This is a genomic window from Streptosporangium sp. CA-115845, assembly GCF_050943795.1.
Lineage (GTDB): Bacteria > Actinomycetota > Actinomycetes > Streptosporangiales > Streptosporangiaceae > Streptosporangium.
The window spans coordinates 937,759-955,871 of the sequence record NZ_CP191988.1 but is presented as its reverse complement, the minus strand read 5'-3'; the positions used below and the strand labels follow the sequence as shown (position 1 = coordinate 955,871).

The following is an 18,113-nucleotide window of genomic DNA, read 5'->3' as shown; positions in this document are numbered from 1 at the left end:
TTGCGGTCGAGGTTCGTTCACCGGTCCCCTCATACGGTGAGTTCCATGCGCGACGCCTATCACGAAGACCTCGACGCCCTCACCGAACGGCTGGTCGAGATGACCCGGCTCGTGAGGTCGGCGATATCGAGGGCCACCACAGCCCTCTTGGACGCGGACCTTCATCTCGCCGAGAGCGTCATCTCCCAGGACGAGGAGGTCGACCGGATCTTCGCGGAGATCGAGGCCACGATCTTCGACCTGATGGCCAGGCAGCAGCCGGTGGCCGTGGATCTCAGAATGATCATCGCGGCGCTGCGGATGGGCACCGACCTGGAGCGGATGGGCGACCTCGCCGAGCATGTGGCCAAGGTCGCCAGGCTGCGCCATCCCGACTCCGCGATCCCGCCGGAGATCCGTGCCACCATCCTGGAGATGGGCCAGATCGCCGAACGCCTCATCACCAAGACCGGCAGCTGCATCGCCTCGCGCGACGTGGAGTCCGCCCTGGAGCTGGAGGCCGACGACGATGCGATGGACAGGCTGCACCGCAGGCTGTTCAAGGTCCTGATGGCCCCCGACTGGAAGTACGGCGTCGAGCCGGCCATCGACGTGACGCTGATCGGCCGCTACTACGAGCGCTATGCCGACCACGCGGTCCGTGTCGCGCACGACGTGGTCTATCTGGTGACGGGTTCCCGGCCGCAGGACACCAGTGCCCTCTGACTCCCCATCGGAACAGTCTCCAGGAACGTCAGGAGGGCCCGCCGGATCCGGCGGGCCCTCCTGACGTTCCTGCGGCTGAGGCCGGGACTACTTGCCCTGGTTGGCCACCGCCTCGATGGCGGCCTCGGCGGCGGCGGGGTCGAGGTACCGGCCGCCCCTGGTGACGGGGTGGAAGTCCGCGTCCAGCTCGTACTGGAGCGGGATGCCGGTGGGGATGTTGAGCCCGGCGATCTCGTCGTCGCCGATCCCGTCCAGGTGCTTGACCAGCGCCCGGAGCGAGTTGCCGTGCGCGACGACCAGCACGCTCCTACCGGCCGCGAGGTCGGGCACGATCTGGTCGTACCAGTAGGGCAGCATGCGCTCGACGACGTCCTTGAGGCACTCGGTCCTGGGCAGCAGCTCGCTCGGCAGCAGCGCGTAGCGGGGGTCGCCCGCCTGGGAGAACTCGTCGTCGTCGGCGATCACCGGCGGCGGGACGTCGTAGGAGCGGCGCCAGAGCATGAACTGCTCGTCTCCGAACTCGGCCCGCGTCTGCGCCTTGTCCTTGCCCTGCAGGGCGCCGTAGTGGCGCTCGTTGAGCCGCCAGGACCGGGAGACCGGCAGCCAGAGCAGGTCGGCGGCGCCCAGCGCGAGGTTGGCCGTCTGGATCGCCCTGGTCAGCAGCGAGGTGTGCACCACGTCGGGTCGCACCCCGGCGTCGAGCAGCAGCCTTCCTCCGCGCCGTGCCTCCTCCTCGCCCTTGACCGAGAGTCCCGCGTCCACCCATCCGGTGAACAGACCCTTGGCGTTCCATTCACTCTCACCGTGCCGGAGCAGCACCAAAGTCGACATACCGACAAGCTTAGTGGGCGTCCCCCGGTGCCCCTCAGCGCTCGGGATCGGCGAAGCGGGCGAATGCCTGGAGGTTGGCGAGCGACTCGCCGCGCTTGGCACGCCACTCCCACTCGCGCCGGATCGAGGTGGCGAAACCCAGCTCCAGGGCGCGGTCGAACCCCTCGTCAGAGTAGGTGAGCACGCACCCGAGAAGGCGGTCGATCTCCTCTTCGGTGACCGCCCCCAACGAGACCCGGCCCACGAGGTAGACGTCACCGATCGCGTCGAGGGCGAAGTGCACCCCGTACATGGAGCCGTTCTTGGTGAGCAGCCAGCGGTAGAACTCGGCGTGGTTCTCGTCGGGCCGGCGGCAGAAGAACGCCTCCACGTGCAGGGCCTGGTCGCCGACGATCAGCCAGGTCATGGTGGCGAGCTTGTGCTGGCCGGGGAGCTTCACCAGGAAGGCCCCCGGTCTGGGCTGCTCGTAGGAGACGTCCGCGCTCTTCAGCGCCGCCTCGATCACTTCGCGCATGGGCCCAGCCTACGAGCGGGCCTCATGAATTGACCGCGACGGGGACCCGGTACAGGTTCGCCATCGCCCCGGCGTAGACATCCGCCAGCCTGGCCGCGGTGGCCGACCAGCCGAAGGCCGCCGCGTGGGCCACCGCGGCCGCGGACAGCGCCTCCCGCCAGGCGGGGGCGTACACGAACCGGCCGAGCACCCGCGCCCAGTCGTGGGGGTCGTGCCCCTCGACGAGCACCCCGGAGACGCCGTCGCGCACGGCGGTGCGCAGCCCGCCCACGGACGCGGCTGCGACGGGGGTGCCGCATGCCTGGGACTCCAGGGCCACCAGGCCGAACGACTCGTTGTGCGAGGGGACGACCGTCACATCGGCCGCGCGATACCAGTCGGCCAGCTCGTGCTGGGGCGCCGGTGGAACGATCCTGACCACGTCGGAGATCCCCAGCGAGGCGGCCATGTCGGTGAGGTACGAGGGCCTGGCCAGGCCGTTGCCACTGGGGCCGCCGACGCAGACGACGACCAGCCTCGACCTGAGCGAAGGATCTTCGAGGAGCATCCTGGCCGCGGCGCGCAGCAGCACGTCCGGGGCCTTCAGCGGCTGCACGCGACCCACGAAGAGCAGCACGTGGGCATCCTGCGGCAGTCCGAGCCGGTGTCGGGCCGCGCCTTTGGAGGCGGGCTGGAAGACCCTGAGGTTCACGCCGGGGTTGACCACCTCGACCCGGGCGGGAGCCGCCCCGTACAGCTCGACGAGATCACTGGCCTCGGCGGGGGTGTTGGCCACCAGGCGGTCGGCGACGTCCACGACCTGCTGTTCGCCCAGTACCCGGGCCGTCGGCTCGGGCTTGTCGTCCTCGGCCAGCAGGAGGTTCTTCACCTTGGCCATGGTGTGCATGGTGTGCACCAGCGGCAGGCCCCAGCGCTCCTTGGCCAGCCAGCCCACCTGGCCGGAGAGCCAGTAGTGGGAGTGGATGACGTCGTAGCGGCCCGGCTCGTACATGGCCTCGGCGCGCAGCACGCCCGACAGGAAGGCGCAGAGCTGGCCTGGCAGGTCGCCCTTGTCGAGTTCCTCGTACGGTCCGGCGGTGACGTGGCGGACCGAGACGCCCGGAACGATCTCCGCGACCGGTGGCAGGTCCCGGGATGTCTGCCGGGTGAAGATCTCCACCTCTACCCCGAGTTCGGCCAGGCGTTTGGCCACCTCGACGATATAGACGTTCATACCGCCCGCGTCCCCGGTTCCCGGCTGGTCCAGGGGGGACGTGTGCATGCTGATCGTCGCGACTCGGTTGACCCGCCGTCGCCTCACCGACACCACCTCCGAGTGGGCTCAACCACCTGAGAATCCGCAACATTCCCGACACATCACCTCAGAAGGGTCCGCGCGGGGTGGTCCTGGCAGGATGGAGGGTCATGAAGAGGACAGCTGTGGTGACAGGGGCCAGCAGTGGGATCGGCGAGGCGACGGCCCGCCGGCTGGCCGCGGAGGGCTTCGACGTGGTGGCCGCGGCACGGCGCCGGGAGCGGCTGGAGGCGCTGGCCGCCGAGGTGCCCGGCATCCGCGCGGTCACCCTGGACGTGACGTCGCAGGAGTCGGTGGACGAGCTGGCCTCCTCGCTCGACCGCTGTGACGTGCTGATCAACAACGCCGGTGGCGCGATCGGCCTGGAGCCCGTGGCGAGCGGGGACGTCGCGGACTGGCAGCGGATGTACGACGTCAACGTGCTCGGCACGCTCCGCGTCACCCAGGCGCTGCTGCCCCGGCTGATCGAGTCCGGCGACGGCGTGCTGCTGATGCTGACCTCGGCGGCCGGGCTCGTCTCGTACGAGGGCGGCGGCGGCTACAACGCGGCCAAGCACGCGCAGACCTCGATGACCGAGGTGCTCAGGCTGGAACTGGTCGGCCAGCCGGTCAGGGTCGTCGAGATCGCCCCCGGGCTGGTCCATACCGAGGAGTTCTCGCTGAACCGCTTCCGCGGCGACTCCGCCGCCGCCGACGAGGTCTACCGGGGCGTACCCGGCCCGCTCACCGCCGACGACGTGGCCGACGCCATCGCCTGGTGCGTGACCCGACCGGCCCACGTGAACATCGACCGCCTCGTCATGCGCCCCCGGGCCCAGGCCGCCCAGCACAGGCTCCACCGCGTCTGAACCATGTCCAAGCCGATAGGGGAGATCACCAGGGGGACCACCGGTCACAACCGCCTGCGGCGGGCCGACCGGTGGATCGTCGCCGCGCACGGCCGCCTGCTGCGCGCCGCCGACCGCCCGCTGGTGGTCGACCTCGGCTACGGGGCCTCGCACACCACGCCCCTGGAGATGTTCCTGCGGCTGCGCCGGATCTGTCCCTCGGTCGAGGTCGTCGGCATCGAGATCGACCCGGCCAGGGTCGCGGCGGCCAGGCCCTACGAGCGCCCGGGGCTGTCCTTCGCGCTTGGCGGCTTCGAGTTGCCGGTGGACCGGCCGCCCCTGCTGGTCAGGGCGTTCAACGTGCTGCGGCAGTACGGCGAGGCGCAGGCGTGGGAGTACTGGGCGATGCTCCGCGAGCGGCTCGCGCCGGACGGGGTGATCGTCGAGGGCACCTGCTCGGAGGTGGGCCACCGCGCGGTCTGGGTCGGGCTCGACCGCTCGGGTCCCCGGACACTGACCTTCTCGGCCCGCTTCGACTCCTTCGAGCGCCCCTCGGATCTGGCCGACCGGCTGCCCAAGACGCTCATCCACCGCAACGTCCCCGGTGAGCCCGTCCACGCCTTCCTGCGTGACTTCGACCACGCCTGGGCGGTCAACGCGCCTTTCGGCTCCTACGGTTCCCGCCAGCGCTGGATCGCCTCCGCGGAGACGCTCGCCGCGACCTGGCCGCTGGCCGAACGCCCCCCGCTCGGCGGCCGGTCGCGCTGGCGGCTCGGTGAGATCACCCTCCCCTGGTCCGCGGTCGCCCCGAGATGACCGGCTAGACTCTGCCGCGCCCTGAGCGAAGAGCGTGAGACGAGCGGGTACGCCGTGAAACGCATCACTCGACAACCCGTAGTACTACCCCTCGTGGTGCGGGGGTTAGTCTTGATGGTGTGAAGGGTCTCGGCGAGCTTGAACGCAGCATAATGGACATCATCTGGGCACAATCATCCCCCGTGACGGCACGGGAGGTCGGACGCCTGATATCCGACCGCGACCTGGCGCCGACCACCGTGATGACCGTGCTCGACCGACTCACCCGCAAAGGCTTCCTGGTCCGCACCCGCGACGGGCGCGCGTGGCGGTACGCATCCGCGGAGAGCCGCGACGCCTACGTCGCGGAGCTTATGCTGGAGGCGCTGGATCTGACCGGTGACCGGTCTGCGGCCCTCACCAGGTTCGCCCAGGCCGTCACCGGCACCGAAGCCGACATCCTGCGCAGGGCCCTGACCGGCCTTGAGGAGGAGCTGGAGGACGAGTAAAAATGACCGCGGCAGCCCTGGCGACGCTCGCCCTGGCCTGCACGGTCGGCGCCTGGCGGTTCACCAGGGCACGGTGGACCTACCGCGCTCCGCACGTGGCCATCGTGCTGTGGCAGGCACTGGGGGTCACCTGGGGGCTGGCCGGGACGGGCGCCCTGCTCGGCTACGCGCTGGAGCCCTATGGCCAGGGTGTGCTGCACGGCTTGGCCGGCTTCGCCGCCTCCGCGTTCGGCGGCGGCCGGGGATTGCCCCAGCCGTACGACCTGCCGAGGGTCGTCGCGCTCATCGCCGGGCTGACGGCGCTCGCCGTGCTGATCATGGTGCTCCTCGCCGCGGGCGTGCAGACGTTCCGCGCCCGGCACCGCCACCGCACCCTGCTCGCCCTGATCGCCAGGGAGGACCCGGTGGTCCCCGGCGTACGGGTGCTCGACCACCCGGGCGCCACCGCCTACTGTGTGCCCGGCCTCCGCTCCCAGGTGGTGGTCAGCGAGGGTGCGCTGAAGCTGCTCTCCGCCGACGAGCTGACCGCGGTGCTCGCCCACGAGACCGCCCATGTGCGCGAGCGACACGACCTGGTGCTGCTGCCCTTCGCCGCGCTGCGCAGGGCCCTGCCCTGGTCGCGTGTGGTCAAGGACGCGCAGAGCGAGGTCAGCCTGCTGGTGGAAATGGCCGCCGACGACGTCGCCCGCCGCTACTGCTCCCCACGCCGCCTGGCGACCGCCCTGCTGCGCTTCGGCACGGCGGGCGCCGTCCCCGCGCCGCACGGCGCGCTGGGCGCCGCGACCTCGTCGTCCGCCGCCGTGATGGCCAGAGTCGAGCGCCTGGTGACGCCGGGCCCGATCCTGCCGCTCGGCGTCCGCTACGCCATCGTCGCCTTCTCCGTCACCCTGACGGCCTCGGCCCCGTTGCTCTGGCTGATCCCGCACTGACCTCACCTCGGCGTACCGGCCGGCCCTGATACAACTTCACCCCAAAACGCTTGCAAGTGTTAGCCATGGTGTTTGCAATTGCAAGCATGGTGGGGCAGACTCAAGGTATGGCACTACCCAAGGTCGGCTCGATCGGTGAGTACATCCGCGAGCAGCGCACGCACGCGAAAATCTCCCTGCGTCAGCTCGCCGCGGCGGCGGGGGTCTCCAACCCCTACCTGAGCCAGATCGAGCGCGGGCTGCGCAAGCCCAGCGCCGAGATCCTGAACCAGATCGCCAAGGGCCTGCACATCTCGTCGCAGGCGCTCTATGTCCAGGCCGGTCTCATCGAGGAGCGCGAGCCGGACAGCGACGTGCTGACCGCGATCAGAGCCGACCACCTCATCACCGAGCGCCAGCGCCAGGTGCTGATCGACATCTACGAGTCGTTTCGCAAGGAGAACCGGGCCGAGGCTCCGGACGAGGATGCGCAGACCTCCCAGAAAGCGCATCCCGCACCGGAGCCCCGGCAGGGTGACGCGGGCTCCTCGCCGGACGACGAGGTACCGCTGCCCGGGGAATATCTCACCGCGTTGAAACCCTACGCGGCGCCCCCGAGCAACGGCCACATCACAAAGGAAACCAAGGAAGGTTAACCCATGCCCATCACCACCGAAGTCAAGAAGCTCGCCGAGTCCAAGCCGTTCTACGCCGTCGCCGGGGCCGGCGACTTCGCCGTCGAGAAGCTCATGAAGCTTCCGGAGCGGATCCAGAGGCTGCAGGGCCGCCGCGAGGAGATCCGCGAGGCCGCGAAGGACCTCCCGGAGAAGGCCAGGGAACTCGCCGGCAAGGCCGAGGGCTACGCCAAGGACTTCCCCGTGAAGGCGCGCGACTACGCCGACCAGTTCGCGGGCAGGGCCACCGAGCTCTACGAGGAGTTCGCCAACCGCGGCCGCAAGGTCGTCTCCAAGACGAGCAGCGAGGCCGCCCTGGAGCTGGAGGAGCTCTCCGCGGCCGCCCGGCCCACGACGCAGAGGAAGAGCACCCGCACCTCGAAGTCCGGCAGTTCCAAGGCCTGAGCCCGTCGAGGGCTCGTCAAGCGAGGTCGCGGCCGGGCAAACCGGCTCCAGGACCCGTTCCGGCGCCGCCGGGGCGGGTCCTGCGGCGTTCGAGGGCCGTTCCCCGGCCGCGGGTGTTCGACCGGAGCGGGCAGGTGGAGGCCGATGACGCCGCGAAGGGGACTTTCGGCATTAGGCTGAAGGAAACCGGTGAGGCGAGCGTTCTGGAGAAACGATGATCCAAATCCACGGTGCCCTGGACCTGGTCTTCTGGATCCTGGCCGTCGGGGTGTTCGCGCTGTCGGGCTGGGCACTCGTCCACGCGGTGAAGACCCCCGCACGGGCGTTCGCGGTCACCGGCAAGCAGAGTAAGAACCTGTGGCTGGTCATCCTGGGGCTGGCGGCACTGTTCGGCTTCGCCGCCGCGGTGGGTTATCTCAACACGCTGAGCATCTTCACGATCGCGTCCGTCATCGCCTCGAGCATCTACCTCGCCGACGTGCGCCCCGCCGTGCGGGAGATCGGCAAGGGCGGCAACCAGGGGCCGTACGGCCCCTGGTGAGGCACTCTCCCCCGGCTGAGGACCGGCGCCTCCGGCGATCCGGTTGCCCTGCGAGGTTTCGGCCGGTAGACACACCGAATGATGTTCGCGCACAAACCCACGCTCTCCGGAGAGCACGTGACGCTCCGGCCTGTCGGCCCCGAGCATGTGGACGGTCTCTGGGAGCTGGTCAACGATCCCGAGACCGTCCGGCTGACCGGCTCGCACGGCAAACCGGAGTTCGAGTCGATCAAGGGTTGGTACGGTTCGCGGGGTGACCACGACAACCGGCTGGATCTGGCGATCTGCACCGCCACCGACGACGCCTACGTGGGCGAGATCGTGCTCAACCAGCTCGACGCCGACAACCTCTCCTGCAACCTGCGCATCGCGCTGATCGGCCCGCGCGCCTACGGCAGGGGGTACGGCACCGAGGCGATCCGGCTGGCCCTCGACCATGCCTTCACCTCCACACCGCTGCACCGGGTGAGCCTGGAGGTCTACGCGTTCAACGAGCGGGCCGCTCACGTCTACCGCAAGATCGGCTTCACTCAGGAGGGGGTATGCCGTGACGCACTGCGCATGAACGGTGAATGGTACGACTCCGTAATCATGGCGATACTTGCCTCTGACTGGGCTGTCAGGGAAATTTGACATACATATGGTGATTTTTCGGAAACATCTTTTGACACTTCCGAAACAATGCTAGGTTCACTGGGAGCGCTCCCACCTGTGCGGAATCTTGGTGTGGAGGAAGTTATGACGGATCTACCCACACTTGCCCAGGTCGCAGCAGCGGCAGGGGTCTCCCCTGCCACAGCGTCCCGGGTACTCACCGGTTCAGTCAGAGTCAGCACATCGACTCGTAGGCAGGTGCATGACGCGATCTCGCGTCTCGGTTACGTAAGGCATCGCGCTCCCCGTGGCGGCTCCGGCCGCCGATCCGACCAAGTCGTGGCCGTGGTGGTCTGCGAGCCCGCGCACCGGCTGTTCACCGAGCCGTTCTACGCGAGAATGATCACCGCTGCCGAGGAGGTTCTCACCGGGCACGGCGTTCCCCTGGCCGTGATGACCGCCACGGCGGCCACCTCCACCATCGCCACGCCCCCGCTCGTCGCCGGAGGCATCGACGGCGTGCTGTTGATCGGCGCGCGCGACAGGCACCCGCTGGTGGTGACCCTGGCCGCCTCGGGCATCCCGGTACGCAGCGCGGGCCGTCCCCCGGACGGCATCGACCTCCCCCATGTCGACATGGACAACCGCGACGGCGGCAGGCAGGCGGCGGAGCACCTGTTGCTCGGCGGCCGGCGGTCCATCGGCGTCATCGCGGGGCCGCCCGCCCTGCCGGCCGCCCGTGACCGGCTCGACGGGTTCCTGCAGACTCTCACCCTGGCCGGGATGACCGGCGTGCCGGTCGCGTACGGCGACTTCAGCCACGCGTCGGGGGTGCACGGCATGCAGTGGCTGTTACGCCGGATGCCGCACCTCGACGCGGTCTTCGCGGCCTCCGACGTGATGGCCGCGGCCGCGTTACAGACCCTGCGCCGGGCCGGCCGCCGGGTGCCTGAGGACGTGGCGGTCATCGGCTTCGACGACGCCCCCGCCGCCCGGCGGACCTCCCCCACGCTCACCACGGTCCGTCAGCCGGTGGAGGAGTTCGCGGCGCTGGCCACCAGGCTGCTGCTGCTCTCGATGGGCTCGGCAGGCGCATCCCGTGACAACCCCGTACTCCCCACTGAGCTGGTGGTCCGTGAGTCCGCCTGACCCCGTCGGACTCCGTGCGGGAGACGTGCTCACCCGCAGGTACCTGCTGCTGGAGCGGATCGCCTGGGGCGGCATGAGCGTCATCTGGCGTGCCTTCGACCAGTCCTTGCAGCGGATGGTCGCGGTCAAGCTGCTGGACGGCGAGCTCGGCGTCGACCACGGGGAGCGCGAGCTCATCCGCAGGGAGGCGCGCGCCACCGCGCGCCTCATCCACCCCGACGCGATCGAGGTCTACGACTACGGGGAGACCGTGACCTCGCACGGTCGCCTGGCCGCCTACGTGGTGATGCGCCTGCTGGAGGGGCGACCGCTCGCCGACCGGATCATCGAAGGCCCGCTGCCGTGGGCGGAGGCGGCGCTGATCGCCGCCAGGCTGGCCACCGTGCTGGCCGCCGCCCACGAGCGGGGGATCGTCCACCGGGATGTCACCGCCGACAACGTGCTGCTCACCTCTACCGGCGCCAAGTTGCTCGACTTCGGCATCGCGGCGTTCATCGGGGAGGACGGCGACGACCGGGCCTCCGACTACGGCACGCCTCCCTACGTGGCGCCCGAGCGGCTGACCGGCACCGTCGCGGACCCGGCGAGCGACGTCTACGCGCTGGGCGTGCTGCTGTTCGAGATGCTCACCGGCAACCCCCCGTATCCGGAACGCACCTGGGAGGAGATCGAGAACGTCCGGCGGGAGGGCCCCCCGCCGATGGCGGACGTGCCGGGAATGCCCGCACAGATCAGCGCACTCTGCCAGATCTGCCTGTCACATCGGCCCGAGGTCCGGCCGAAGGCACAGGAGGTGGCCGACGGCCTGGCAGAAGCCCTGATGCCGCCCCGTTCGACCGGCAGGGGCACCCTGACGCGCTGGAGCATGGTCACGGCGACGGCGACGACACTGCTGGTGGGAGGCCTGGTGTGGAACCAGCTCGCCGGCTACCCCGACGGCCATGTGTCCGACCCCCAGGGGCGCGGAACGCTCCCGGCCGCCGACCTCGGCCCCACCACCGCGTTCCCCGGACCGGGCACGACTCCGAGCCCCAGCCCCTCCCCTTCCGCTCTCGCCATCCGCAAGGGGGGCGGGCGGGAGGTGGAGCGGACGCCCTGGACAGAGGCTGTCCGCTCCTCCATCCCGAACCTCAACCAGAGCCTGCGGAGCTTCAACGCCGTACTGGCGAAGGGGGAGAACGAGGGCAGGATCCGCCCGGACGTGGCCCTGGACCTGCGGCAGGTGCTGGCCAACAGTGTCCGGGACTCCGGCGACCTCACCTCGATCTGGGGAAAGATCGCCGACCGGAACCGGGAGGGCTCCCTGCCCGACGATTTCCGCCACGCGCTGGAGGCACAGCTCCTGCTCGTGTCGGTGGCCCTGACCGGTTGAGCCCGTCGCGCCGGCCTGCCGCGGTGGTACCCCACCACCGGTGAGCAGACCGGCGGGTGGCGCGACGGGTGAAACCTTCACCTGGTGATCGGCGGGACGGGAAGCGTACAGGGCGAGCTAGGAGGGGTCGCGGGTGCCCGCGAGGGGGCGGGAATGGTCCCGCACACGGTTGACGGGAGCGGGGTGAGCGCCGAACCATGGCGAACGCGACCGGCCGCACCTTCGATCGCGGGGGCCTCTCCTCGCGTACAGATCCCGTCCCCGAAGGGCACTTGATGAAGGTCTGGCTCCAGGAACTGATGAAGTACACCGGCACCGGGGTGAACGGCATGTCCTTCACCTACTGGTCGTGGAATCCCAACTCGGGTGACACCGGTGGCATCGCCAAGGACGACTGAATCTCCATCAATCAGGACAAGCAGGACATCCTCCAGCCGTACCTGATCCCACCGGTCGGCGGCGGTGGCGGAGGCACCCCCACGCCCACGCCCACCACCTGCCAGACCACCTACGCGATCACGAACTCCTGGTCCGGCGGCTTCCAGGCGGAGCTGACCGTGAAGAACACCGGGACGTCGACCTGGAACAACTGGTCGGCGAGCTGGACCATGCCGTCCGGGGTGACGCTCGGCAGCGGCTGGAACGCCACGGTCACCCAGAGCGGGACCACCTTCACCGCGAAGGCCCCGAGCTACGCGGCCAACCTCGGGGCGGGCCAGTCCGTCGTCGTCGGGTTCACCGCCACCGGGCCCGCCACCCCGGGCCCGTCCGACATCACCTGTTCCTGATCGACATCTCCCCGACGGGTGCCCGCCCGCCGGCACCGTCGAGGGCGTGCCGCCGAGCGGCACGCCCTCGCGTGGCATCTCTCCGGGTCCTGAAACGGATCCTGAAACGGGCCCTGCGCCGGATCCCGGCACGAACCCCGGTGTCCGGCGGCCCCCGGGGCCGGACGCGGCCCCACAAGCAAGCGCTCGACTCTCAAGATCGGGAAGCCTGAAACTTTCACGGCCTGCGAAAAAAGTGGCGCGGATCGTAGCAGCCTGGCGGCATGGGCCGTGAAACATCGACGTAACCGAGGACACATGCCATTGACATCCCCGGGACTGTCCCCAGAATCCCTTATGGGAGCGCTCCCACCCCCTCTCTCCCTTGCTTGATCCTGCGCGAGGCCACTACCAGCAAATTCGTGCTGATCTCACCCCCGGAGGCCCACTTCATGCATCGATATCCCATCAAAGCGGGAGCGCTCCCACGCTTCCGGAGACGAGTCGCCGCGCTGGCACTGCTCAGCCTGGCGGCCGGGACGACCACCGCGCTGGCAGCCTCGCCCGCGCTCGCCGCCGTCGCCTGTGACGTGACCTACACGACCAACGACTGGCAGGGCGGCTTCACCGCGAACCTGACCGTCAAGAACCTCGGTGACCCGCTGACCGGCTGGACCCTCGGGTTCAGCTTCCCGACGACCACCCAGAAGGTCACCCAGGGCTGGAGCGCCACCTGGGCGCAGAGCGGCCAGGCCGTCACCGCCAAGAACCTGGACTGGAACGGCAACCTGGCCACCGGCGCCTCGACCAGCATCGGCTTCAACGGCAGCTGGTCCGGTACCAACCCCAAGCCGACCTCCTTCACGGTCAACGGCGTGGCCTGTGGCGGGACCACCCCCGTCAACCAGCCGCCCACGGTGAAGATCACCGCGCCGGCGGCCGGGGCCACCTTCGCCGCGCCCGCGACGGTCCCGATCACCGCCGACGCGGCCGACAGCGACGGCACCGTCTCCAAGGTCGAGTTCCTCAACGGCAACACGGTGCTGAGCACCGACACCACCGCGCCGTACGCCTTCAACTGGACGAACGTCGCCGCCGGCAGCTACTCGCTCACCGCGCGGGCGACCGACAACGCGGGGGCGGTCACCACCTCCACCCCGGTGGGGATCACCGTCACCGCCGACTCCGCCGCCGCGGTGCTCGCCACCCCGTCCACGATCGCCGTCCCCGAGGGCGGCACCGCCGACTTCTCGGTCAAGCTCTCCAAGGCCCCGACCTCGAACGTCACCGTGACGACCGCCAGGACGAGCGGTGACACCGACCTGACCGTCTCCTCCGGCGCGTCGCTGACCTTCACCACCGCCAACTGGAACACGGCCCAGACGGTGCGGATCGCCGCCGCCGAGGACGCCGACCAGACCTCCGGCAGTGCGGAGTTCACCTCGACCGCCACCGGTCACACCTCGGCCAAGGTGACCGCCACCGAGGTGGACAACGACGTCAGCGGTGGCGACAACGAGTACATCAAGCGCTTCGTCGCGATGTACAACAAGCTCAAGGACCCGGCGAACGGCTACTTCTCGCCGGAGGGCGTGCCCTACCACTCCGTCGAGACCTTCATGGTCGAGGCGCCGGACCACGGGCACGAGACCACCTCCGAGGCCTACAGCTACTACCTGTGGCTGGAGGCGGCCTACGGCAAGGTGAGCGGCGACTGGAGCAGGTTCAACGCCGCCTGGGCCTCGATGGAGAAGTACATCATCCCGGCCACCGCCGACCAGCCGACCAACTCCTTCTACAACCCGTCCAAGCCCGCCACGTACGCCGGTGAGTGGGACGACATCAAGCAGTACCCGTCCAAGCTGGACAACGGCGTGAGCGTCGGCGTCGACCCGATCGCGAACGAGCTGAAGACCGCCTACGGCACCAGCGACGTCTACGGCATGCACTGGCTGCTGGACGTGGACAACACCTACGGCTTCGGCCGCTGCGGGGACGGCACCACCAGGCCCGCCTACATCAACACCTACCAGCGCGGCCCCGAGGAGTCGGTCTTCGAGACCATTCCGCAGCCGTCCTGCGACACCTTCAAGCACGGCGGCCCGAACGGCTTCCTGGACCTGTTCACCGGGGACAGCAGCTACGCCAAGCAGTGGAAGTACACCAACGCCCCCGACGCGGACGCCCGCGCCGTCCAGGTGGCCTACTGGGCGCACACCTGGGCCACCGAGCAGAACAAGGCGTCGCAGGTCTCGGCCACGGTCGCCAAGGCCGCGAAGATGGGTGACTACCTGCGCTACGCGATGTACGACAAGTACTTCAAGAAGCAGGGCTGCACCAGCACCTCGTGTCCGGCGGGCACCGGCAAGGACAGTGCCTCCTACCTGCTGAGCTGGTACTACGCCTGGGGCGGCGCCAACGACAGCTCCGCCGGTTGGGCCTGGCGGATCGGCTCCAGCCACAACCACTCCGGCTACCAGAACCCGATGGCCGCCTGGGCGCTGTCCAGCGTGGACGTGCTCAAGCCCAAGGGCACGACCGCCGTCGCGGACTGGACCGTCAGCGCCAAGCGGCAGCTTGAGTTCTACCGCTGGCTCCAGTCGAGCGAGGGCGCGATCGCCGGTGGCGCCACCAACAGCTGGCAGGGTCACTACGCGGCCCCGCCGTCGACACTGCCCACCTTCTACGGCATGGCCTACGACTGGCAGCCGGTCTACCACGACCCGCCGTCCAACCAGTGGTTCGGCTTCCAGGCGTGGACGATGGAGCGGGTCGCGGAGCTCTACTACGCGACCGGCAACGCCGACGCCAAGCTGATCCTCGACAAGTGGGTCAAGTGGGCCACCGACAACACCACCGTCAACGCCGACGGGACCTACCAGATCCCCTCGACCCTGGTGTGGACCGGCCAGCCCGACACCTGGAACGCGAACAACCCCGGCGGCAACAGCGGGCTGCACGTGAGCATCAGGGACTACACGACGGACGTGGGCGTGGCGGGTTCCTACGCCAAGGTGCTGATGTACTACGCGGCCAAGTCCGGCAACGCCACCGCCAAGAACGTCGCCAAGGGCCTGCTCGACGGCATGTGGAAGAACAACCAGGACGCCAAGGGTGTCTCGGTCCCCGAGACCAAGGCCGACTACCGGCGCCTCAACGACCCGGTCTACGTCCCCGCGGGCTGGAGCGGCAAGATGCCCAACGGTGACGTGATCAACTCCAGCTCGACCTTCCTGTCCATCCGGTCCTTCTACAAGAACGACCCGGACTGGCCGAAGGTGGACGCCTTCCTGAAGGGCACCGGGCCCGCCCCGTCCTTCAACTACCACCGGTTCTGGGCACAGGTGGACGTCGCCGTCGCCCTGGCCGAGTACGGCCGGCTCTTCCCCTGATCCGGCCCCAATTCCCGGTCCGGCTCTCGTCTGAGCCGGACCGGACGGGATTCCACCTCCCCTGAGACCTCGGGGCGTGGCAGCACCCCTGACCTGTTGCCACGCCCCGAGCACCACCTCCGAGAGGCACCCTATGAAATCCAGCGAGGGGACTGCCGGATTCGTCCGGCGAGGAAATCGCTCCCCCGTCAGTCTTTCTCTGTTTGAGGCGGGCAGGGCTTGTCCGTCGCCTACCCCGACCGGGGAAGGCGAGAAGCCGCTTCCTTCGAGGAGCGGAGGAGTCACGAAGAAAACCCTGGCGGTTCTCGCCATGGGGATTCTCACGTTGTCCGGCCTGACGGCCGTGCCGGTGCCCGCGGCGTCTGCCGCCGCGGCGCCGCAGTTCAGCTACGGCGAGGCGCTGCAGAAGTCCATCTGGTTCTACGAGGCCCAGCAGTCGGGGAAGCTGCCGAGCTGGAACCGCGTCAGCTGGCGCGGCGACTCCGGGCTCACCGACGGCCAGGACGTCGGGCTCGACCTGACAGGCGGCTGGTACGACGCGGGCGACCACGTCAAGTTCGGCCTGCCGATGGCGGCCAGCGCGACGATGCTGGCCTGGGGCGCGGTGGAGTACCGCGACGCGTACGTCTCCTCAGGGCAGCTCACCCACCTGCTGAACAACCTCAAGTTCGTCAACGACTACTTCATCAAGGCCCACCCGTCGGCGAACGTGCTGTACGGGCAGGTCGGCAACGGCGGCAAGGACCACGCCTGGTGGGGGCCCGCCGAGGCGATGCAGATGGAGCGGCCCGCTTACAAGATCGACGCTTCCTGCGGCGGAGCGGACCTGGCCGGGGAGACGGCGGCGGCGATGGCGGCGTCATCCATCGTCTTCCGTCCGACAAATCCGACTTATGCCGACACGCTGGTGACACACGCCAAGCAGCTCTACACCTTCGCCGACACCGTGCGGAAGAAGTACAGCGACTGCATCACCGACGCGTCGGGCTACTACCAGTCGTGGAGCGGCTACAACGACGAGCTGGTCTGGGGCGCGATCTGGCTGCACCGGGCCACCCAGGACGCCTCCTACCTGGCCAAGGCGGAGTCGTACTACGACAACCTCGGCACCGAGCCGCAGTCCACCACGAAGTCCTACAAGTGGACGATCGCCTGGGACGACAAGTCGTACGGCACCTACGTGCTGCTGGGCAAGCTGACCGGCAAGCAGAAGTACCTCGACGACGCCAACCGCTGGCTCGACTACTGGACCGTCGGGGTCAACGGCCAGCGGGTGAAGTACTCACCGGGCGGCCAGGCGGTGCTCGACCGGTGGGGATCGCTGCGCTACGCGGCCAACACCTCGTTCGCGGCCCTGGTCCACTCGGACTCGATCCCTGACGCGACGCGTAAGGCGAGGTATCACGACTTCGCGGTCAGGCAGATCAACTACGCCCTCGGCGACAACCCGCGCAACTCCTCGTATGTGATCGGGTTCGGCGCGAACCCGCCGAAGAACCCGCACCACCGCACCGCGCACGGCTCGTGGACCGACCAGATGACCAACCCGGTCGAGACCCGGCACACCCTGTACGGCGCCCTCGTCGGCGGTCCGCCCGACCCCGACGACGCCTACACCGACAAGCGCGACGACTACGTGATGAACGAGGTCGCCACCGACTACAACGCCGGTTTCACCAGCGCCCTCGCCCGGCTCCACCGGGAGTACGGCGGAGCCCCCGCCGCGAACTTCCCGGTCGCCGAGACCCCCGACGGCCCGGAGATCTTCATCGAGGCCGGAGTGAACGCCGCGGGCTCGACGTTCACCGAGATCAAGGCCATCGTCAGGAACCAGTCGGCCTGGCCCGCGCGCCCGCTGACCAACGGCTCGTTCCGCTACTACTTCACCCTCGACGGCGCCACGACCGCGAACCAGGTCACCGTGTCGTCGGCCTACAACCAGTGCAAGGCGCCGACCGGGCCGACCCTGCTCTCCGGTAAGACCTACTACGTCACCATCGACTGCTCCGGCACCTCCATCTCCCCCGCAGGCCAGTCGCAGCACCGGCGCGAGGTGCAGTTCCGCCTCGCGAGCACCGGTACCTGGGACCCGTCCAACGACTGGTCGTACGTGGGCGTCGCCACCACTCCCGGCGCGACCCCGGTCCGGGTGCAGAACATGACGCTCTACTCCGGCACGGCGAAGATCTGGGGCACTCCCCCCGGTGACGAGCCGCCGCCGCAGGAGGACCTCGTCGCCCCGTCCCGGCCCGGTAAGCCCGTCGTCTCCGCGATCACCGGGAGCGGCGCCACGCTGACCTGGGCCGCGTCGACGGACAACGTGGGCGTCAGCGGCTACGACGTCTACCGGGGCACGACGAAGGTCGCCACCTCCGCAGCCGCCTCGTACACCCTCACCGGCCTGACCCCGGCGACGGCGTACACCGTGTCCGTGGTGGCCAGGGACGCGGCCGGCAACTCCTCCGAGGCCTCCGAGAGCACCGCGTTCACCACGACCCAGGCCCCGGCGGGCGGTTGCACCGCCACCTACACGGTGGGCAACAGCTGGCAGGGCGCCTTCCAGGGCGAGGTCACCGTCAGGAACGAGGGCGCCTCGGCGATCTCCGGCTGGACCGTGACCTGGAAGTTCCCCAACGGCCAGACGATCAGCCAGCTCTGGAACGGCACGCTCACCCAGACCGGGGCGGACGTGTCGGTCAGGAACGTGGCCTGGAACGGCAACCTCGCCCCGAACGCGTCGGCGTCCTTCGGCTTCACCGCGAGCCAGAGCGGCGCGGGCGGCACCCCCACTCCGGTGACCTGCACCGCGAGCTGACACCTTCGTCCCTCCAATGTC

Annotated in this window: 18 protein-coding genes; 15 read left to right on the top strand and 3 right to left on the bottom strand. The window is 69.4% G+C overall.

Annotated features, from left to right (window positions below; translation table 11 throughout):
• Positions 1-45 precede the first annotated feature (45 nt).
• Positions 46-705, top strand: a complete 660-nt coding sequence (phoU, locus tag ACQP0P_RS06685) for a phosphate signaling complex protein PhoU (protein WP_433372349.1) — start codon at positions 46-48, stop codon at positions 703-705.
• An 87-nt stretch (positions 706-792) separates the two neighbouring features.
• Here the strand turns inward: phoU and ACQP0P_RS06680 are convergent, their stop codons facing one another.
• Genes ACQP0P_RS06680 through mshA form a run of 3 tightly spaced genes read right to left on the bottom strand, consistent with a single transcriptional unit; the run spans position 793 to position 3,311 of the window.
• A complete protein-coding gene (locus ACQP0P_RS06680) occupies positions 793-1,536 on the bottom strand; it encodes a phosphoglyceromutase (RefSeq protein ID WP_433372346.1) in 744 nt (247 codons plus the stop codon).
• 34 nt (positions 1,537-1,570) lie between these two features.
• A complete protein-coding gene (locus ACQP0P_RS06675) occupies positions 1,571-2,050 on the bottom strand; it encodes a YbjN domain-containing protein (protein WP_433372344.1) in 480 nt (159 codons plus the stop codon).
• A 22-nt stretch (positions 2,051-2,072) separates the two neighbouring features.
• Positions 2,073-3,311, bottom strand: a complete 1,239-nt coding sequence (mshA, locus tag ACQP0P_RS06670) for a D-inositol-3-phosphate glycosyltransferase (protein WP_433381721.1) — start codon at positions 3,309-3,311, stop codon at positions 2,073-2,075.
• 143 nt (positions 3,312-3,454) lie between these two features.
• On the opposite strand from mshA, the gene ACQP0P_RS06665 reads away from it, so the two are divergent.
• The 14 genes from ACQP0P_RS06665 to ACQP0P_RS06600 all read left to right on the top strand — a co-directional run bounded on the left by ACQP0P_RS06665 (position 3,455) and on the right by ACQP0P_RS06600 (position 18,092).
• Entirely contained in the window at positions 3,455-4,192 is a 738-nt protein-coding gene (locus ACQP0P_RS06665) for an SDR family oxidoreductase (protein ID WP_433372341.1), read from the top strand.
• 3 nt (positions 4,193-4,195) lie between these two features.
• Positions 4,196-4,987 carry a class I SAM-dependent methyltransferase gene (locus ACQP0P_RS06660; protein WP_433372339.1) on the top strand — a complete coding sequence of 264 codons (792 nt, stop codon included), beginning with the start codon at positions 4,196-4,198 and terminating at the stop codon, positions 4,985-4,987.
• 119 nt (positions 4,988-5,106) lie between these two features.
• Entirely contained in the window at positions 5,107-5,475 is a 369-nt protein-coding gene (locus tag ACQP0P_RS06655) for a BlaI/MecI/CopY family transcriptional regulator (protein WP_350911232.1), read from the top strand.
• Positions 5,476-5,477: 2 nt separating this feature from the next.
• Positions 5,478-6,404, top strand: a complete 927-nt coding sequence (locus ACQP0P_RS06650) for a M56 family metallopeptidase (protein WP_433372337.1) — start codon at positions 5,478-5,480, stop codon at positions 6,402-6,404.
• Positions 6,405-6,511: 107 nt separating this feature from the next.
• A complete protein-coding gene (locus ACQP0P_RS06645; RefSeq protein WP_350911228.1) occupies positions 6,512-7,039 on the top strand; it encodes a helix-turn-helix domain-containing protein in 528 nt (175 codons plus the stop codon).
• 3 nt (positions 7,040-7,042) lie between these two features.
• Positions 7,043-7,462 carry a hypothetical protein gene (locus ACQP0P_RS06640; protein ID WP_433372335.1) on the top strand — a complete coding sequence of 140 codons (420 nt, stop codon included), beginning with the start codon at positions 7,043-7,045 and terminating at the stop codon, positions 7,460-7,462.
• A 214-nt stretch (positions 7,463-7,676) separates the two neighbouring features.
• A complete protein-coding gene (locus tag ACQP0P_RS06635; RefSeq protein WP_433372332.1) occupies positions 7,677-8,003 on the top strand; it encodes a DUF2516 family protein in 327 nt (108 codons plus the stop codon).
• Positions 8,004-8,081: 78 nt separating this feature from the next.
• Positions 8,082-8,636: a GNAT family N-acetyltransferase gene (locus ACQP0P_RS06630; RefSeq protein ID WP_433372330.1), complete on the top strand. Its 555-nt coding sequence runs from the start codon at positions 8,082-8,084 to the stop codon at positions 8,634-8,636.
• Between the two features lie 48 nt (positions 8,637-8,684).
• Positions 8,685-9,746, top strand: a complete 1,062-nt coding sequence (locus ACQP0P_RS06625; RefSeq protein ID WP_433372327.1) for a LacI family DNA-binding transcriptional regulator — start codon at positions 8,685-8,687, stop codon at positions 9,744-9,746.
• Positions 9,733-11,118 carry a serine/threonine-protein kinase gene (locus tag ACQP0P_RS06620; protein ID WP_433372324.1) on the top strand — a complete coding sequence of 462 codons (1,386 nt, stop codon included), beginning with the start codon at positions 9,733-9,735 and terminating at the stop codon, positions 11,116-11,118. The genes ACQP0P_RS06625 and ACQP0P_RS06620 overlap by 14 nt, the downstream gene beginning before the upstream one ends.
• A gap of 275 nt (positions 11,119-11,393) precedes the next feature.
• Positions 11,394-11,516, top strand: a complete 123-nt coding sequence (locus ACQP0P_RS06615) for a hypothetical protein (protein ID WP_433372321.1) — start codon at positions 11,394-11,396, stop codon at positions 11,514-11,516.
• Positions 11,517-11,675: 159 nt separating this feature from the next.
• Positions 11,676-11,906, top strand: coding sequence for a cellulose binding domain-containing protein (locus tag ACQP0P_RS06610; RefSeq protein WP_433372319.1), 231 nt, complete (start codon positions 11,676-11,678; stop codon positions 11,904-11,906).
• Between the two features lie 431 nt (positions 11,907-12,337).
• Entirely contained in the window at positions 12,338-15,277 is a 2,940-nt protein-coding gene (locus ACQP0P_RS06605) for a glycoside hydrolase family 48 protein (protein WP_433372316.1), read from the top strand.
• Between the two features lie 310 nt (positions 15,278-15,587).
• Positions 15,588-18,092: a glycoside hydrolase family 9 protein gene (locus ACQP0P_RS06600; RefSeq protein WP_433372313.1), complete on the top strand. Its 2,505-nt coding sequence runs from the start codon at positions 15,588-15,590 to the stop codon at positions 18,090-18,092.
• Positions 18,093-18,113 lie beyond the last annotated feature (21 nt).